The sequence below is a fragment of the Streptomyces sp. SDr-06 genome (genome assembly GCF_003324565.1).
In the GTDB taxonomy this organism is placed as follows: Bacteria; Actinomycetota; Actinomycetes; order Streptomycetales; family Streptomycetaceae; genus Streptomyces.
Genome location: NZ_QOLA01000012.1, coordinates 56,999 through 73,257 on the forward strand (window position 1 = coordinate 56,999; position 16,259 = coordinate 73,257).

The window sequence follows — 16,259 nt, forward strand, 5'->3', positions numbered from 1 at the left end:
ACCAAGTGTTGACCATGCAGTCAGCGACGACGATGCGTTGTGGGAGGCCCTGGACATGGCGTGGCTGCTGGTCGTGGTGGCGGGAATCCTCGAAACGGGCTTCGCCGTCTGCCTGAAGCTGTCGCACGGTTTCACCCGCCTCTGGCCGACGATCGCCTTCGCCGCGTTCGCGCTCGGCTCGTTCGGCCTCCTGACGCTGTCCCTGAAGAAGCTGGACGTCGGTCCGGCGTACGCGGTGTGGACGGGTATCGGGGCGGCCGGCACGGCGATCTACGGCATGGTCTTCCTCGGCGACGTGGTCTCCACGCTCAAGCTGGTGTCGATCTCCCTGGTGATCGTGGGCGTGATCGGCCTGCAGATCTCGGGCTCGGCCCACTGACCCACGCCCGTCGGCCCGTTGAGGGAACGTCACATCACGGGCGGTCAGCCCACCGCCCGCACCGGCAGCCGGGCGAGCACCGCGCGGATGTATCCGGCGTGCCCCTCGGGCCGCCCGGGCGGGGCCACGACGCAGGACAGGCCGAGCCGCACCGCCGTCTCGCAGAACCGGCCGAGCTCGACCGGGTCCGCGCCCGGCACCTCCCTCTCCAGCGCGGCGAGCGCCCGGTCCCGTACCGCGGCCACGAGTTCGGCGGGGCCCGGCACCCCGGCGTCGGCGCGCCGCTGGGCGGGCACCGCGGACACGGCGGCGGTGGTACGCACCGAGGGCGCCGGAAGGCGTTCGCCCCAGCAGCCCGTGAGCAGGGCCCGCACCAGGGCGCTGGAGCGGGCCGAGCCGACCGTCCACTCGGCGACGTGGACCAGGCGGTCGGCGGGGGCGGCGTGTTCGGCGAGCGCTCTGTCGACGCCGCGCAGATAAACATCGGCTTCCCGGCGCACGAGCGCGCGGGCCAGACCGTCTTTGCTTCCGAACTCGTTGTAGAGGGTCTGCCGCGAGACTCCGGCCGCGGACGCCACGTCCACCATCCGGACTCCCGACCAGGGCAGCCCCGCGAGCGCCGAGACAGCGGCGTCCAGCAAGGATTCCCGCGCTGTGGGCATGGTCGCCTCCCGAGCCCCCGAAGCCTTGCGAGCGGCTCCGAGTTCAGAGTTGACGCGCCCGGAGGGACTGTCAATAGGCGCCGGGGGCGGGCGCGCGGGGCGTCCGGAGTGCGGGCACTGTGGTCCGCACCCCGGGCGATCGCTACGGTGGTGACCATGCCCGACTATCACGATGATCTGCGTCTCGCCCACGTCCTCGCGGACGCCGCGGACGCGGCCACCATGGACCGGTTCAAGGCCCTCGACCTGAAGGTCGAGACCAAGCCGGACATGACGCCGGTGAGCGAGGCCGACAAGGCGGCCGAGGAGGTCATCCGCAGGCATCTGCAACGGGCGCGGCCACGCGACGCGATCCTCGGCGAGGAGTACGGCCTGGAGGGCACGGGCCCGCGGCGCTGGGTGGTCGACCCGATCGACGGCACCAAGAACTACGTCCGGGGCGTGCCCGTGTGGGCGACCCTGATCTCGCTGATGGAGGCGGGCGAGCACGGCTTCCAGCCGGTGGTCGGCGTCGTCTCGGCGCCCGCCCTCAACCGGCGCTGGTGGGCGGCGAAGGGCCACGGTGCGTTCACCGGCCGCAGCCTGACCTCGGCGACGCGGCTGAAGGTCTCCAGCGTCTCGAAGCTGGCCGACGCGTCGTTCTCGTACTCCTCGCTGAGCGGCTGGGAGGAGCGGGGCAAGCTGGACGACTTCCTGGACCTGACCCGCGAGTGCTGGCGCACCCGGGCGTACGGCGACTTCTGGCCCTACATGATGGTCGCCGAGGGCGCGGTGGACCTCTGCGCCGAGCCGGAGCTGTCGATGTGGGACATGGCGGCGAACGTGATCGTGGTGCAGGAGGCCGGGGGCGTCTTCACCGGTCTCGACGGCCGGCCCGGCCCGCACAGCGGCAACGCGGCGGCGTCGAACGGTCTGCTGCACGAGGAGCTGCTCGGCTACCTCGGCGACACCGCCCAGCCGTGACGTCCGCCCGGCGAGCCGTTCCTCTGGCTCCGGAGGCCCACGAGGGCCACGCCTGAGGCGCCAGAAGGGCGTGAGTCGTACTTTTACGCGCCCCTCGGCCGACCTCTACCCGCCTCTTGTTGACGGCCGGTCCGGATGCGACTCTAGGAGTCCCCCCACTTGTGAATTTGTGAATTCCTTCCGGAGCGGGTGTCGTCCGGCCGCGCCGGGAGCCGAATCCACCAAGGAGGTGGCTCCATCCATGCTGGTCCGTGACGCCATGAGCACGATGGTCCTCACCATCGGACCTGCCCACACCCTCCGCCAGGCGGCCCGCCTGATGTCCGCACGCCGGGTCGGCGCGGCCATCGTCCTCGACCCCGACACCAGCGGCGTCGGCATCCTCACCGAACGCGACATCCTCAACTCCGTCGGCCTGGGCCAGGACCCGGATCAGGAGACGGTGAGCAAGCACACCACCACCGACGTCGTGTTCGCGGCGCCGGCCTGGACCCTCATCGAAGCGGCCGAGGCCATGACGCACGGCGGCTTCCGGCATCTGATCGTGCTCGACGACCACGGACCGGTCGGCGTCGTCTCGGTCCGCGACATCATCCGCTGCTGGGCTCCGGCACGGCGCGAGGCCGCGATGGCCGGCTGAGCACCGGGCCCACGCTCCGCACCACGCCAGAAGGCCGGGCCCCCGAAGGGAGTCCGGCCTTCTGTTCATCCTCGGCGAGCGGCCCGCGTGTCAGCCGCGCAGGGCCTGGACCGCGGCTTCGAGCCGCTTGCCGAAGTCACCGTCCGCCTGGCGGAAGTTGTTGATCGCGCGCTCGGCGATGTCGTCGCGCGACACCTTGGCGATGAAGCCCGCCAGGTTGTCGATCAGACGGACCTTCTCGTCCTCGGACATCAGCCGGTAGAGGTTTCCGGCCTGGACGAAGTCGTTGTCCTCGGCGTGCACCGGCGCCTCGGTGTTGCCGGTGACCCCGGTGACCGCGCTGCCCTGCCACAGCGGGCGGTCGGTCTGGAAGGGACCGCCGAAGCTGTTGGGCTCGTAGTTCTTGGCCCCCTTGTGGCGGCCGTCGTACAGGTAGCCGTCACGGGAGTTGGTACGCGCCTCGGTCGCGTGCGGGCGGTTCACCGGCAGGTGGTCGGCGTTGATGCCGACGCGGTAGCGGTGGGCGTCGCCGTAGGCGAAGAGGCGGCCCTGGAGCATCTTGTCCGGGGAGGGACCGATGCCGGGGACGAAGTGCGCGGGGCTGAAGATCGACTGCTCGACCTCGGCGAAGATGTTCTCCGGGTTGCGGTTGAGCTCCAGCTTGCCGATCTCGATCGGCGGGTAGTCCGCGTGCGGCCACACCTTGGTGAGGTCGAACGGGTTGAAGCGGTAGGTCGCCGCTTCGGCCGCGGGCATGATCTGCACCTGCACGGTCCAGGACGGGAAGTCGCCGCGCTCGATGGCCTCGCGCAGGTCGCGCTGGTGGCTGTCGGGGTCCTCGCCGGCGAGCTTGTTGGCCTCGGCCTGGGTGAGGTTCTTGATCCCCTGGTCGGTCTTGAAGTGGTACTTGACCCAGAAGACCTCGCCGGCCTCGTTGTTCCACTGGAAGGTGTGCGAGCCGAAGCCGTCCATGTGGCGCAGGGTCGCGGGGATGCCGCGGTCGCCGAAGAGCCACGTCACCTGGTGGGTGCTCTCGGGGCTCAGGCCCCAGAAGTCCCAGACGTTGTCGGCTTCCTGGCTGCCGGTGTAGGGGTCGCGCTTCTGCGTGTGGATGAAGTCGGGGAACTTGATGGCGTCCTTGATGAAGAAGACGGGCGTGTTGTTCCCGACCAGGTCGTAGTTCCCCTCCTCGGTGTAGAACTTCAGCGCGAAGCCGCGGGGATCGCGCACGGCGTCGGCGGAGCCGAGGTTGCCTGCCACCGTGGAGAAGCGGAGGAAGACCTCGGTCTGCTTGCCGACCTCCGAGAGGAACTTGGCGCGCGTCCACTGCGAGACGTCACGGGTGAGCGTGAAGGTGCCGTAGGCGCCCGCGCCACGCGCGTGGACGATGCGCTCCGGGATGCGCTCGCGGTTGAAGTGGGCGAGCTTCTCCAGCAGGGCCTGGTCCTGGAGCAGGACCGGACCGCCGGCGCCCGCGGTCTCGCTGTTCTGGTTGTCGGCCACCGGCGCGCCGGCCTCCGTCGTGAGCGGTCCCTGTGTCACGTGCGCCTCCTGCGTCATGTCCTGCAAGTCCTGTCCCTCGTTGTCTGCCGAATCGATCCTACAATGGACAATGTCTAAGTCAAGCAAGCATCCAAAGCCACACCGGTTCGGAACTGGGGGCCCTCCCCTGTTAGGCTGGTTGTCATGAGTGACCTGTTGGAGCGACTGCGCGGCCGCGGCTGGCGCATGACCGCACAGCGGCGCGTCGTGGCCGAGGTCCTCGACGGCGACCATGTGCACCTGACGGCGGACGAGGTGCACGCGCGAGCGGTGGAGCGGCTGCCCGAGATCTCCCGGGCGACGGTGTACAACACGCTGGGCGAGCTGGTGACCCTCGGCGAGATCCTGGAGGTCTCCACGGACCGCCGGGCCAAGCGCTACGACCCGAACGCGCACCGCCCCCACCAGCACCTGGTCTGTGCCCAGTGCGGCGCGATCCGCGACGTCCACCCGCAGGGCGATCCGCTGGCCGACCTGCCGGACGCCGAGCGGTTCGGCTTCACGATCGCCGCCGTCGAGGTCACCTACCGGGGCACCTGCCCCAACTGCGCCGCGGCCTGACCCGCCGCCCCGGAACACGGAGAAGCCCCCGGCCACTGGCCGGGGGCTTCTCCTTCGTGCACGCGGATTCGGGTGTCGGGTGGACAGCACCCAGAACCACCGGAGCCGAAAACGACCGAGGCCCAAATCCCCCAAAGGATTCGGGCCTCAGCCTGCAAGTAGCGGGGACAGGATTTGAACCTGCGACCTCTGGGTTATGAGCCCAGCGAGCTACCGAGCTGCTCCACCCCGCGTCGGTGAACACCACCTTACGGGACGCCGCCGACCAGCGCAAATCTGTTCCCCAGCCCGAGGGAAACCCCGCAGGACTAGGCGGTGAGCTCCTGGTGGAGCGCCTCGCGCAGCCGCGCCGCGCGCTCGGCGACCTCCGCGGGGCCCAGCTCGACCGCCTTCGCGCACCAGCGCTGCCCCTCGGTCAGCTCGCCGTGGCGGGCGGCGAGCAGCGCGAGGCGCAGCGCGGCCCGCCCGTGCCCGGCGTGGGCGGCCCGGGTCCACCACAGGGCCGCCTCGCGCTCGCGCCCCTCACGGGCGAGCAGCAGCCCGAGGTTGAAGGCACCGTTGCGGCTGCCCGCCTCGGCCGCCTCCCCGTACCAGCGCGCGGCCGCCTCCAGGTCGCCCCGGGCCGCCGCGAGCATGCCGACCCGCACCTGGGCCCGGCGGTGGCCCTGCCGCGCGGCCCGCTCGTACCACTCCTCGCACTCGGTCTTCTCGGCCATCGGCTCGCCGAGCGCGGGCGGGCCCGGCGGGGGCTGGCGCGCGTCGAGCAGGGTGGCGAGCCGGAAGGCGGCCTCGGCGCTGCCGCCGCCCGCCGCGCACCGCAGATGGCGCTCGGCGGCCTGCTCCTCGCCGTCGCGGAGCAGCGCGATGCCGACCTGGAGGGCCGCGTCGGTGTGCCCGGCGGCCGCGGCCCGCTCGTACCACTTCAGGGCCGTACGGTCGTCGTCGCGCCCGGCGTAGAGGATGCCGAGGTTGAAGGCGGCGTCCACGCTGCCGGCTTCGGCGGCCTTGGAGAACCAGGGCTCGGCGCCGGTCGCGTCCCCGGCCTGGAGCAGCAGGATGGCGAGCGCGTTGGCGGCCTCGCGGTGTCCCGAGTAGGCGGCTCTGCGGTACCACTGCTCGGCCTGGGCCGTGCGGTTCTGGGCGGCGCAGAGCAGCCCCAGGTTGTACGCCCCGTTCACGTCCCCGGCGTTCATCGCCTCCCGGTACCAGCGCTCGGCGGTCTGCTGCTCGCCCCGTGCCGCGTGCAGCGCGCCCAGGGCGTTGGCGGCGTTGCCGTCGCCGTCCTGGGCGGCGCGCAGCCACCACACGGCGGCGCTCTCCTCGTCGCCCGCGTCGCGCAGCAGGAAGCCGAGCGCGCAGGCGGCCCTCGCCTCGCCGTCCTTGGCGGACGTCAGGTACCAGCGGCCCGCCTCCTTGAGCTCGCCGCGCTTCTCCAGGATCGCGCCCAGGTGCAGGGCGGCCCGGCGGTGGCCGCGGGCGGCGGCCTGCCGGTACCACGGCTCGGCGTCCTCGGCCCCGCCCGCGCCCTCGCCCTCGGCCGCCTCGCCGACAGCGATGTCACCGGGGCCCTCGCCGGCCGCCTCGCCGTCACCGCGCGCGTCGAGCAGGCGGGCCAGCCGGTAGGCGGCTTCGCGGTGGCCCTGTTCGGCGGCGGCGCGCAGCCAGCGCTCGGCGCCGACGTCGCTGCGGTGCTCCAGGAGGTCGGCGAGGGCGTACGCGCCGAGCGCGTGGCCCTGTTCCGCGGACTGGCGCAGCCAGTACTCGGCGGCGGGCTCGTCGCCGCGCTCGCGGTAGTGCCGGCCCAGCGCGTGCGCGGCGGCGGCGGATCCGGCGACGGCGGCGATGCGCCACCATCCGGCCGCCTCGTCCGCGTAGCCGCGCTGGTGGAGCAGGACACCCAGGTTGTTGGCGGCGGCCCGGTCGCCCTCGGCGGTGGCGCCGCGCAGATAGGGCTCGGCGCTGTCGAGGTCGCCGCGGCGCAGCAGCAGCGAGCCGAGCACGCTCATCGACTCGGCGTCGCCGCCGTCGGCGGCACGCCGGTGCCGCGCCTCGGTCTCGGCGTCAGCGGTGTCAGCGTCCTCATCGGAGCGTGTCTGCACAAACCGCCCTGTCTCCAACAGAGTTGCCCTGTCCCCCATAAATACCATCGTCGCACCACCCGCAACCCGCGTACACCTGGTATACCGCAGCCAGTGAGGTCACTTCAGCGTTTTGTCGACATGCCCACAGAGAGACAAGCCAAACCCGTTGTACCCAACTCCCCCTGGCAAGACCAGCTTTCACACCGGCGGGTTCCGGCCAACCGCAATCGGACAGTCCGCGGCACCCGGCGCGAACGCGACGAGGGCCCGGATCCTTGAAAGGATCCGGGCCCTCGTCAGTGAGTAGCGGGGACAGGATTTGAACCTGCGACCTCTGGGTTATGAGCCCAGCGAGCTACCGAGCTGCTCCACCCCGCGTCGGTGAACAGAACGCTACCACGGTGCACAGGGGTGCCCGGACCAGCGCGGAGCGGACGGCGGCCGGCCCGGGCTGTCCGGGCCGGCCTCCTCCCGCCGGGTCAGCTCTTGGGCTTCGCCGCCTTCGCCTCCGCGTCGGCCGCCCGCTGCAAGGCGTCCTGCAGCGCCTTCTGGGCGTCGCCGTAGGTCTTCCAGTCACCCTTGGCGAGCGCCTTCTGGCCGTCGTCGTACGCCTTCTGGGCATCCTTGATGGCCTGGTCCACCGTCGCGTTGCCGGGGGCCGGCGGGGTGGTGGTGGGCGGTGTGGTCGGCGGGGTCGTCGTGGGCGGCGGGGTGGCCCCGTCGGCTCCGAAGACCGCGCTCAGCGCGTCCGCCAGGTTGTCCTTGAAGACGGTCTTGTCGCCGTAGGAGACGCCGACCTTCTTCAGGAGCGGGTAGTTGGCGCTGCCGCCCCGGGCGTACACCGGCTCGATGTAGAGGAAGCCCCCGCCGAGCGGCACGGTCAGCAGATTGCCGTAGTCGATCTCGGAGTCGGTGCCCCTCAGGTTCCGTACGAACTCGGCGACCTCCGGCAGACCGTTCAGCTTGCTCTGCACTTGCTGGGGGCCCTGCACGTTGTCGGTGACCCGGAGCAGTCTGATCTTGCCGTAGTCCTTGCTCGCCGCGTCCGCGTCGACCGCCATGAACCCGCCCAGGTTGGGCCGGCCGTTGGGCGTGAACGTCGTGGTCAGCGAGAACTTCTTCCCCTCGGCCTCGGCGCCCGGCACCTTCATGGACAGGTAGTACGGCGGAACCGCGCTGTTGTCCTTGTTGGTCGGGTCGTCCGGCACCTGCCAGGCGTCACTGCCGCTGTAGAACTGCGCGGGGTTGGTCACGTGGTAGCGGGTCAGCAGCTCGCGCTGGACCTTGAACATGTCCTGCGGGTAGCGCAGGTGCGCGAGCAGCTCGCCGGGGATCTGCGACTTGGCCTTCACCGTGCCGGGGAACGCCTTCATCCAGGTCTTGAGGACCGGGTCCTTGTCGTCCCACTGGTACAGCGTGACCGTGCCGTCGTACGCGTCGACGGTCGCCTTCACCGAGTTGCGGATGTAGTTGACCTGGTTCTGCTGGGCCATCACCGCGCGCTGGTTGTCGGTCAGCGAATCGGTGGTCGTCTCACCGAGCGTGGTGCGCGAGGCGTAGGGGTAGCCGTTGGTCGTCGTGTACGCGTCGACCACCCACTGGATGCGCTTGCCGACGACCGCCGGGTAGGCGTCGCCGTCGATGGTCAGCCAGGGGGCGACCGCCTCGACGCGGTCCTTCGGGGTGCGGTTGTAGAGGATCTTCGAGCCCTTGCCGATGGCCCCCGAGTAGAGGATCTGCGGCTCGTTGAACGTGACGGCGTAAGCGGCCCGGTTGAACGGGTTGGACAGGCTCACCCCGCCCTTGCCCGCGAAGCTCGTCGTGGCCTGGCCCTTGCCCTCGCTCTCGTAGTCGAGCTCCTTCTGGGGCCCGCCGACGATCGAGTACTGGTCGGTCTTCTCGCCGTAGTAGACGCGCTGCTCGTAGCCAGAGGCGAGCTGGCCGCTGGTGGGCAGGCCCGACTCGGTGAAGTCCGGCGCGCCGTTGTTGTCCACGCTGGTGCCCTTGGCCGCGATGGCGCCGAAGCCGTGGGTGTAGGTGAAGTGGTCGTTGATCCAGTTGCGCTTGTCGATGCCCTTGAGGTTGAGCTCGCGCAGCCCGATGACGGTGTCCTGCTCCTTGCCGTCCTTGTCCGTGTAGCGGTCCACGTCCAGGGTCGAGGGGAACTGGTAGTACTTCCGCTGCTGCTGGAGCTGCTGGAAGGCGGGCGAGACCACGTTCGGGTCGATCAGCCGGTAGCTGGCCGCCGTGTCGGCGTCCGCGCGCAGCTTGGGGGCGTCCTTGACGTCGGTGGTGCCCTTGTAGTCCGTCACGTCCGCGTTGTCGATGCCGTACGCCTTGCGGGTGGCGTCGATGTTCTTCTGGATGTACGGAGCTTCCTTGGCCTGCTCGTTGGGCTGGACCTGGAACTTCTGCACGATCGCCGGGTAGAGCCCGCCGATCAGGATCGCGGACAGCACCATCAGGCCGAAGCCGATGACGGGCAGCTGCCAGGTGCGCCGCCACAGGGTGGCGAAGAACAGCACGGCGCAGATGACCGCGATGCAGAACAGGATGGTCTTCGCCGGGAGGTAGGCGTTGGCGTCGACGTACCGAAGGCCCGTCCAGTTGTTGGTCGCCTTGAAGTCACTGGTCTTGACCGCGAGGCCGTACCGGTCCAGCCAGTACGCCACCGCCTTCAGCACCACGAAGACGCCGAGCAGCACCGACAGGTGCCCGGTGGCCGCGCCCGTGGCGCGCGCGCCCGGGCTGGTGATGCGCAGACCGCCGTACAGGTAGTGCGTGAGGGCAGCCGCGATCAGCGAGAGCACGGCGGCGGCGAAGCCGAAGCCGAGCATGAAGCGGTACCAGGGCAGGTCGAAGGCGTAGAACGACACGTCCAGCTTGAACTGCGGGTCCTTCTGGCCGAACGGCACCCCGTTGACCCACATCAGCCAGGTGCGCCACTGACCGGAGGCGGAGGCACCGGCGATGAGCCCGATGATCGCGGTGATCCCGAGCAGCATCCACTTCTTGTACGGGGCGATGCCCATCCGGTAGCGGTCCAGGCTCTGCTGCTCCAGGGACATCGCGCTGAGCGGCGGCCGCAGCCGGTGCGCCAGCCAGATGTTGAGGCCCACGGCCACCGCCATCAGCAGCCCGAAGACGCAGAACAGTCCGATCTTGGTCCACAGCTGCGTGGTGAAGACCGACGAGTAGTGGACCGAGCGGTACCAGAGCCAGTCGGTCCAGAACCCCGCGAACATGACGAAGGCCATGGCCAGCACGGCCAGAACGCCCAGTGTCATCAGCAGGGTCCGGGCCCGGCGGGACGGCCGGCCGACTCTGATCCGTGGCCCGGACGGGCCTGAGCCGCGGTCCGGCATCTGGAAAGCCAAGGTGCGCACCTCGAAGTTCGCTGTCGTATGGGCGGGCCCCGCGATCGTAGAGCCCACTCATGCAACTTACTGAGGCTTTACTCAGTTCCCGATCGGGGGGTGAAAGAGGGCAGGATGTTGTCCATGTCCAACGTTTCCCCCTCCGGTCCCCCGATGGCCGCGAGCCCGCTCACCCGCGCGGTGCTCGAAATCGACGAGTACGCATCCGGTCTGGGCTGGGACAAGCCGGCCCGCCTCTTCGCGCTCGTCGACACCGCGAAGCTCCGTGCCCAGGCGCCCGGCCTGGTCTCCGCCTCCGACGACGCCCAGGTCTCCGGCCTGACCCCGATCGAGCAGGAGGAGATCCCGCGGAACAAGCCGCTGGACCGGTTCCTCGGCACCATCGAGTGGCCCGACTCGGTGGCCGGCTGCGCGATCACCGTGGAGCGCCTGATGCTGCCGCCGTCCGCCGAGACCTCGGTGCCCGAGGGCCTCGGCGACAAGGAGCTCGCCAAGTGGGTGGCCGCCCACCCCGACCGCCAAGAGGTGCGGATGACGGTGGCGGTGCTGCGCGGCGGCGCCCGCGAGTCCGCGATCCGGCTGCGCGAGAAGGACTCCGCCACGGAGGTCCTGACCGGCCCCGACCTGGTGCCGGGCCTCGCCGAGGCGCTGGCCGCGACCTTCGCCTAGGTCCGCGGGGACGCGGCCCGCGTCACTTGGCCGAGCAGCTCGGCAGCCCGGCCGTGTCCCCCGTACGGATCTTGTCCAGGGACTGCCGGGCGTCGTGGATGCTGTCGACCTTCACCAGGGTCAGGCCCGAGGGGATGTCCGCCGCGGCGGACGCGCAGTTGTCCTTGGGCGTCAGGAAGTAGCGCGCGCCGGCCTGACGCGCGCCGATCAGCTTCATCTCGATGCCGCCGATCGGGCCGACCTTGCCGGCGTCGTCGATCGTGCCGGTGCCCGCCACGAACTTGCCGCCCGTCAGGTCGTCGGGCGTCAGCTTGTCGACGATGCCGAGCGAGAACATGAGCCCCGCGCTGGGCCCGCCGACGTCGGCCAGCTTGATGTCGACCGTGAACGGGAAGGCGTGGTCGTTTCCGGCCTGGATGCCCACGATGGCCCGGTCGCCGTCCTGCGCCTTCTCCGTGGTGATGGTGATCTTCTCGCCGCCCTCGGGCTGCTTGCCCGCCTTCTTGGCGGCCTCCGCGTCCTTCGCCGGGATGATCGTGAACACTACGTTCTGGCCGGGCTTGTGCTGGGTGACGAGCGCCGCGACGTCGGCCGGCTTGGTGACCGCGGTGCCGTCGACGGCCTTGATGGCGTCACCGGCGTGCAGCTTGCCCTCGGCCGGGCTGCCCTTGACCACCGAGGAGACGATGACCCAGCTCTTGACGGGGATGCCCAGCTCGTTCAGGGCCGCCACCTTGGCGCTCTCCTGGGACTGGCTGAACTCCTCGGCGTTCTCCTGGTTGGACTGCTCGTCGGTCTTGCCGTCCGGGTACAGCGTGTCGTGCGGGACGACCACGCTGTCGTGCGCGAGCCAGCCGTAGACGGCCTCGACGAGGTTCATCCGGTAGTCCGCGCCGGTCACCCGGACCGTCGTCATGTTGAGGTGACCGGTCGTCGGGTAGGTCTTGTGGCCGGAGATCCGCAGCACCGGCTCGCCGCCGGAGTCGCCGAGCGTGTTCACGGTGGGCCCGGGAGACATCTCGGAGTACGGCACTTTGATGAGAACCCCGGCGCAGAGCAGCGCGATCAGCACGAGGGTGGAGGCGAGCATCGTCGCGGTGCGGCGTGGCATGGAACGACAGTACGGGACCGGTCTGTGCGCCCACCCGTGGGGCCGGTCCGTACGGGGGCGTTGGCAGACGCGTACGGAACGGGGGCCGGGCGTGCGGGCCGGGAACGCTCAGACGGCGTCGGTTCCGGAGTGGGACTTCTCCATCGCTTCACGGAAGCGGCTGTACCCGGCGAGTTCGGACACATCGCCGGACGTGCGATTGCGGGCGGCCCAGCTCGCCCATATCGCCGCGCCGACCGCAGCGAAAAGCGGAATCAGCAGCCACAGGAGTGCAGCCATTCCGTCCTCCCGTCCCCAATGAGCGACCGCAACTGACAGATCAGCAGATTAGTCATCCGCCAGTCCAACGCTCACGCCCGGGGGGCGGTTACGCAAATCGGGGCCCACGGCATCCGACGGGGTTTCAGATCCGGGGCCCGCGTCAGCAGGCTCCGACCCACTCCTCCGTACCGTCCGAGAACTTCTGGTGCTTCCAGATCGGCACCTCGTGCTTGAGGTCGTCGATCAGCTTGCGGCAGGCCTCGAAGGCCTCCGCGCGGTGCGGACAGGACACCGCGACGACGACCGCGATATCTCCGACCGCCAGATCGCCCACCCGGTGGACGGCGGCCAGCGCGCGGACCGGATGGTCGGCAACGACCTTCTCGGCGACCCGGCGCATCTCGGCCTCGGCACTGGGATGGCAGGAGTACCCCAGCATGTCGACGTCGGTGCCGCCGTCGTGGTTGCGCACGGTGCCGACGAAGAGGGCGGTGCCGCCCGCCGCGAAGTCGCCCGCGGCCGCGAAGACCTCGTCGACGGAGAGCGGGGTGTCGCGGATCGCCAGCAGCCGGATCGGGTCCTGCGCCGCCTGCTCACCGGGATGGTCGGGGTACGTGCGTGCCATGGTCCCATCGTGCCGCACGGCACCGGCATCCCGGAATAGCCCTTTCGACCGGGTGGCGCGCGCCCGCGTAGGAGGGTCCTACAGGCCCCGGCGCCTGCGGGCCCTGCGGACCACGGCGGCGGCGCCGAGGAGCGCGACGGTGGCGCCCGCGGCACCGGCCGCGGTGGCGTCCTTGCGGCCGAGCCTGCGGCCCGCGACGGTGCGCCGGCCCGCGACCTCTTCGAGGAGTTCGGCGAGGACCTCCTCGTTGGTCCACCGCGGCCGCCAGCCGGCGTCGTGCAGCCGCCCGACGCTGACGACCCACGGGTGCATCGTGTACGCGAGGTCCCCCGCGGGCGAGGGGGTCAGGCCGATCCGGTGCAGCCGGGCGGCCGCGCCCAGGGCGACCGCCGAGGGCAGCTCCATGCGGCGGATGCCGCTCAACTCCTCGACCTCCTCCTGCTCCAGCCACCCGTCGCAGCCGACCGCGAACTCCCCGTCGACCTTCTCCAGAGCGGCGTACTCCAGGGCGCTGCACAGGTCGTCGACGTGGCAGAACTGCCAAGTCGGACGGGATCCGGCGACCACCAGGAGGCGCGGCGACTCGAAGTACCGGGTGAGCGCGGTGTCGGTGCCGCCCACCAGGACGGCGGGTCGCACCACCGTGACGTTGAGGCCGGGGTGGGCGCGGGGTGCGCGCCGCCCCAGGCGCTCGATCTCCAGGAGGTCGCCGACGCCGGTCGCCTCGGCGGTGGCCCGCAGCTCGGCGTCCTCGGAGAGCGGGATGTCGTTGTCGGCCAGCGCCCCGTAGACCATGGCCGAGGTGCACAGGACCACCCGGTGGACGCCGGCGGCGGCCGCGGCGGTCAGCACGGTCTGGGTGCCGCGCACGTTGTAGGCGGTGCGGGCTGCCGGGTCGGTCTCCAGGTCGAGGTCGAGCGCCAGGTGCACGACGACGTCGGCGCCCCGCAGCTTCTCGGCGATCGCCGGGTCCCGCACGTCCAGGATGTGCCAGGTCGCCTCCGTGACCTCGCCCCGGCGCTCGTCGATGGCGACGACCTGCTTGACCTCGTCGGACGCGGCGAGCCGCGCGGTCAGCAGGGCGCCGATCCCGGAGGCGGCACCGGTCACGGCGACGACGGGACCGCGCGATGTTGAGGTTGAGAGGTTTCGCGCTGCGCGAACCTGCGGATCTGGGGAACTCACCGGGCGTCTCCAGCGGTTGTCTTCAGTACGTACGTTAATGACGCGTACGGACCAGGTGGCGTCCATCCTGCCGCAGGCCACGAGGCGGCGGAGCACCGAGCCCTTATCCGGTTCGGATGTCTACGCTGGTGGTGTTGTGGGGAAGCCGCCGTCGGCATCAGCCGGCGGCCTGACGAGCCGAGGAAACCCGTGAGTGACACCCCATTCGGATTCGGCCTTCCGCCGGAGGAGCCGGAGAACGGCGACGGCAAGAAGAAGGACCCTGCCGGAGGTGGTCAGGGTGCCGGTGGCCAGGGCGGCAACCCCTTCGGTTTCGGGGGCCCGGGCGGCGCGGACAACCCGTTCGCCGCGATGTTCGGTTCGATGAACCCGAACGACCTGGGAGCCGCTTTCCAGCAGCTCGGCCAGATGCTCAGCTACGAGGGCGGTCCCGTCAACTGGGACATGGCCAAGCAGATCGCCCGCCAGACGGTCGCCCAGGGCACCGCCGACGGCACCAAGGACGAGAGCGTCGGCCCCGCCGAGCGCGCCGCCGTCCAGGAGGCCGTCCGGCTCGCCGATCTGTGGCTGGACGACGCCACGTCGCTGCCGTCGGGCTCCACCACCGCCGTGGCCTGGAGCCGCGCGGAGTGGGTCGAGGCCACCCAGCCCGCCTGGAAGGAACTGGTCGACCCGGTCGCCGAGCGCGTCGGCGCGGCCATGGGCGGTGTCCTGCCCGAGGAGATGCAGGCCATGGCGGGCCCGCTGATCGGCATGATGCGCTCCATGGGCGGCGCCATGTTCGGCCAGCAGATCGGGCAGGCCGTGGGCGTGCTCGCGGGCGAGGTGGTCGGCTCGACCGACATCGGGCTGCCGCTCGGCCCGGCCGGGAAGGCGGCGCTGCTTCCGCTGAACATCGAGGCGTTCGGCAAGGACCTGGGCGTCCCCAAGGACGAGATCCGGCTCTACCTTGCCCTGCGCGAGGCCGCCCACCAGCGGCTCTTCGCCCATGTGCCGTGGCTGCGCTCGCATCTGTTCGGCGCGGTCGAGGGCTACGCGCGCGGCATCAAGGTCGACACCGCGAAGCTGGAGGACGCGGTCGGCCAGCTCGACGTGTCGAACCCGGAGCAGTTGCAGGAGGCCCTCCAGCAGGGCATGTTCCAGCCGGAGGACACCCCGGAGCAGAAGGCCGCGCTGGCCCGCCTGGAGACGGCGCTCGCGCTGGTCGAGGGGTGGGTGGACGCGGTGGTCCACGAGGCCGCCAAGCCCCGGCTGACCTCGGCGGACGCGCTGCGCGAGATGCTGCGCCGACGCCGGGCGACCGGCGGCCCGGCCGAGCAGACCTTCGCCACCCTGATCGGTCTGGAGCTGCGCCCGCGCCGGCTGCGGGACGCCTCGCGCCTGTGGGCCTCGCTCACCGACGCGCGCGGCGTGGACGGCCGGGACGACCTGTGGGAGCACCCGGACATGCTGCCGACCGCCTCCGACCTGGACGACCCGGACGGCTTCGTGCACCGCGAGCACCTGGACTTCTCGGAGCTGGACAAGATGCTGGGCGAGGCCGCCGAGCAGAACGGCCCGTCGCTCGAGAAGGACACGGGCGACAAGGGCGACGAGGGCGACGCGAAGACCGACGGCAAGGACGGCTCCGACCAGTGAGCCTGCACGACGACGCGGTCCTCGTACTGAAGGCGTACGAGGACCAGAGCGAGCTGCGCCAGGCCTACCTGGACCACCTCGACGAGCACCCCGACGGCATGTGGAAGGCCTGCGGGGCCGGGCATCTCACCGCGAGCGCCCTGGTCATCGACCCGGAGCGGAAGCGGGTGCTGCTCACGCTGCACAGGAAGCTGAACATGTGGCTCCAGATGGGCGGCCACTGCGAGCCGGGTGATGCCACGGTGGCGGCCGCCGCGCTGCGCGAGGCCGAGGAGGAGTCCGGTGTCGCCGGTCTCACGCTGCTCGCGGGCGGCCCGGTCCGCCTCGACCGGCATCCGATCCCGGCGCCGTGCCACTGGCATCTGGACGTCCAGTACGCGGCCCTCGCCCCGGCCGACGCGGTCGAGGCGATCAGCGACGAGTCCCTCGACCTGCGCTGGTTCGGCTACGACGAGGTGGCCGAGTTCGCCGACGACTCGGTGGTCAGGCTCCTGGAAGCCACCCGCGCCCGGCTCTAGCCGACCGCTCGGGCCCGACCGCCGCACGGCCTCAACCGCCGTACGCG

The 16,259-nt window shown here is 71.0% G+C and carries 15 protein-coding genes and 2 tRNA genes; 7 read left to right on the top strand and 10 right to left on the bottom strand.

Features of this window, described 5'->3' with window-relative positions; genetic code table 11:
- Positions 1–55 precede the first annotated feature (55 nt).
- The gene (locus tag DT019_RS23340; protein ID WP_114038981.1) at positions 56–379 is read left to right on the top strand and encodes a DMT family transporter; all 324 of its coding nucleotides are present in this window, start codon (positions 56–58) and stop codon (positions 377–379) included.
- A 44-nt stretch (positions 380–423) separates the two neighbouring features.
- Here the strand turns inward: DT019_RS23340 and DT019_RS23345 are convergent, their stop codons facing one another.
- The gene (locus DT019_RS23345) at positions 424–1,041 is read right to left on the bottom strand and encodes a TetR/AcrR family transcriptional regulator (RefSeq protein ID WP_114038846.1); all 618 of its coding nucleotides are present in this window, start codon (positions 1,039–1,041) and stop codon (positions 424–426) included.
- 156 nt (positions 1,042–1,197) lie between these two features.
- On the opposite strand from DT019_RS23345, the gene hisN reads away from it, so the two are divergent.
- Together hisN and DT019_RS23355 are read left to right on the top strand one after the other, a co-directional pair.
- Positions 1,198–2,004, top strand: a complete 807-nt coding sequence (gene hisN, locus DT019_RS23350) for a histidinol-phosphatase (RefSeq protein ID WP_114038847.1) — start codon at positions 1,198–1,200, stop codon at positions 2,002–2,004.
- Between the two features lie 241 nt (positions 2,005–2,245).
- Positions 2,246–2,644 carry a cyclic nucleotide-binding/CBS domain-containing protein gene (locus DT019_RS23355; protein WP_114038848.1) on the top strand — a complete coding sequence of 133 codons (399 nt, stop codon included), beginning with the start codon at positions 2,246–2,248 and terminating at the stop codon, positions 2,642–2,644.
- Positions 2,645–2,734: 90 nt separating this feature from the next.
- Here DT019_RS23355 and DT019_RS23360 read toward each other — a convergent pair whose 3' ends face one another.
- Positions 2,735–4,204, bottom strand: coding sequence for a catalase (locus tag DT019_RS23360; RefSeq protein WP_114038849.1), 1,470 nt, complete (start codon positions 4,202–4,204; stop codon positions 2,735–2,737).
- Between the two features lie 126 nt (positions 4,205–4,330).
- On the opposite strand from DT019_RS23360, the gene DT019_RS23365 reads away from it, so the two are divergent.
- The gene (locus DT019_RS23365; protein WP_114038850.1) at positions 4,331–4,747 is read left to right on the top strand and encodes a Fur family transcriptional regulator; all 417 of its coding nucleotides are present in this window, start codon (positions 4,331–4,333) and stop codon (positions 4,745–4,747) included.
- A 159-nt stretch (positions 4,748–4,906) separates the two neighbouring features.
- Here DT019_RS23365 and DT019_RS23370 read toward each other — a convergent pair.
- The 4 genes from DT019_RS23370 to DT019_RS23385 form a co-directional block, all read right to left on the bottom strand.
- Positions 4,907–4,980 (bottom strand) — tRNA-Met (locus DT019_RS23370).
- Between the two features lie 75 nt (positions 4,981–5,055).
- Positions 5,056–6,894, bottom strand: coding sequence for a tetratricopeptide repeat protein (locus tag DT019_RS23375; protein WP_114038851.1), 1,839 nt, complete (start codon positions 6,892–6,894; stop codon positions 5,056–5,058).
- A 238-nt stretch (positions 6,895–7,132) separates the two neighbouring features.
- Positions 7,133–7,206: transfer RNA gene (locus DT019_RS23380), tRNA-Met, on the bottom strand.
- Between the two features lie 101 nt (positions 7,207–7,307).
- On the bottom strand, positions 7,308–10,193 hold the full coding sequence (locus DT019_RS23385; RefSeq protein WP_114038982.1) for a UPF0182 family protein: 2,886 nt from the start codon (positions 10,191–10,193) through the stop codon (positions 7,308–7,310).
- Between the two features lie 135 nt (positions 10,194–10,328).
- On the opposite strand from DT019_RS23385, the gene DT019_RS23390 reads away from it, so the two are divergent.
- Positions 10,329–10,874 (top strand): PPA1309 family protein, encoded by a 546-nt coding sequence (locus DT019_RS23390; protein ID WP_114038852.1) that lies wholly within the window; start codon positions 10,329–10,331, stop codon positions 10,872–10,874.
- 22 nt (positions 10,875–10,896) lie between these two features.
- Here the strand turns inward: DT019_RS23390 and DT019_RS23395 are convergent, their stop codons facing one another.
- The 4 genes from DT019_RS23395 to DT019_RS23405 form a co-directional block, all read right to left on the bottom strand.
- The gene (locus DT019_RS23395) at positions 10,897–11,985 is read right to left on the bottom strand and encodes a PDZ domain-containing protein (protein ID WP_114038853.1); all 1,089 of its coding nucleotides are present in this window, start codon (positions 11,983–11,985) and stop codon (positions 10,897–10,899) included.
- A gap of 108 nt (positions 11,986–12,093) precedes the next feature.
- On the bottom strand, positions 12,094–12,264 hold the full coding sequence (locus tag DT019_RS39710) for a hypothetical protein (RefSeq protein ID WP_189389853.1): 171 nt from the start codon (positions 12,262–12,264) through the stop codon (positions 12,094–12,096).
- A gap of 142 nt (positions 12,265–12,406) precedes the next feature.
- A complete protein-coding gene (locus DT019_RS23400) occupies positions 12,407–12,871 on the bottom strand; it encodes a molybdenum cofactor biosynthesis protein MoaE (protein ID WP_114038854.1) in 465 nt (154 codons plus the stop codon).
- 78 nt (positions 12,872–12,949) lie between these two features.
- Complete coding sequence (locus DT019_RS23405) at positions 12,950–14,056, bottom strand: SDR family oxidoreductase (RefSeq protein WP_114038855.1); 1,107 nt, start codon at positions 14,054–14,056, stop codon at positions 12,950–12,952.
- Positions 14,057–14,245: 189 nt separating this feature from the next.
- On the opposite strand from DT019_RS23405, the gene DT019_RS23410 reads away from it, so the two are divergent.
- Both DT019_RS23410 and DT019_RS23415 read left to right on the top strand, forming a co-directional pair.
- Entirely contained in the window at positions 14,246–15,694 is a 1,449-nt protein-coding gene (locus DT019_RS23410) for a zinc-dependent metalloprotease (protein WP_114038856.1), read from the top strand.
- Positions 15,691–16,212, top strand: coding sequence for an NUDIX hydrolase (locus tag DT019_RS23415; RefSeq protein ID WP_114038857.1), 522 nt, complete (start codon positions 15,691–15,693; stop codon positions 16,210–16,212). Before DT019_RS23410 ends, DT019_RS23415 begins: the two co-directional genes overlap by 4 nt.
- Positions 16,213–16,259 lie beyond the last annotated feature (47 nt).

Bases quoted from the DNA above. Each gene is read 5' to 3' on its own strand.
- DT019_RS23365 (WP_114038850.1), top strand. From the start codon at position 4,331: ATGAGTGACCTGTTGGAGCGACTGCGCGGCCGCGGCTGGCGCATGACC.
- DT019_RS23360 (WP_114038849.1), bottom strand. From the start codon at position 4,204: ATGACGCAGGAGGCGCACGTGACACAGGGACCGCTCACGACGGAGGCC.
- DT019_RS23340 (WP_114038981.1), top strand. From the start codon at position 56: ATGGCGTGGCTGCTGGTCGTGGTGGCGGGAATCCTCGAAACGGGCTTC.
- DT019_RS23355 (WP_114038848.1), top strand. From the start codon at position 2,246: ATGCTGGTCCGTGACGCCATGAGCACGATGGTCCTCACCATCGGACCT.
- DT019_RS23345 (WP_114038846.1), bottom strand. From the start codon at position 1,041: ATGCCCACAGCGCGGGAATCCTTGCTGGACGCCGCTGTCTCGGCGCTC.
- DT019_RS23390 (WP_114038852.1), top strand. From the start codon at position 10,329: ATGTCCAACGTTTCCCCCTCCGGTCCCCCGATGGCCGCGAGCCCGCTC.
- DT019_RS23385 (WP_114038982.1), bottom strand. From the start codon at position 10,193: ATGCCGGACCGCGGCTCAGGCCCGTCCGGGCCACGGATCAGAGTCGGC.
- DT019_RS23375 (WP_114038851.1), bottom strand. From the start codon at position 6,894: ATGGTATTTATGGGGGACAGGGCAACTCTGTTGGAGACAGGGCGGTTT.
- hisN (WP_114038847.1), top strand. From the start codon at position 1,198: ATGCCCGACTATCACGATGATCTGCGTCTCGCCCACGTCCTCGCGGAC.
- DT019_RS23395 (WP_114038853.1), bottom strand. From the start codon at position 11,985: ATGCCACGCCGCACCGCGACGATGCTCGCCTCCACCCTCGTGCTGATC.
- DT019_RS23400 (WP_114038854.1), bottom strand. From the start codon at position 12,871: ATGGCACGCACGTACCCCGACCATCCCGGTGAGCAGGCGGCGCAGGAC.
- DT019_RS39710 (WP_189389853.1), bottom strand. From the start codon at position 12,264: ATGGCTGCACTCCTGTGGCTGCTGATTCCGCTTTTCGCTGCGGTCGGC.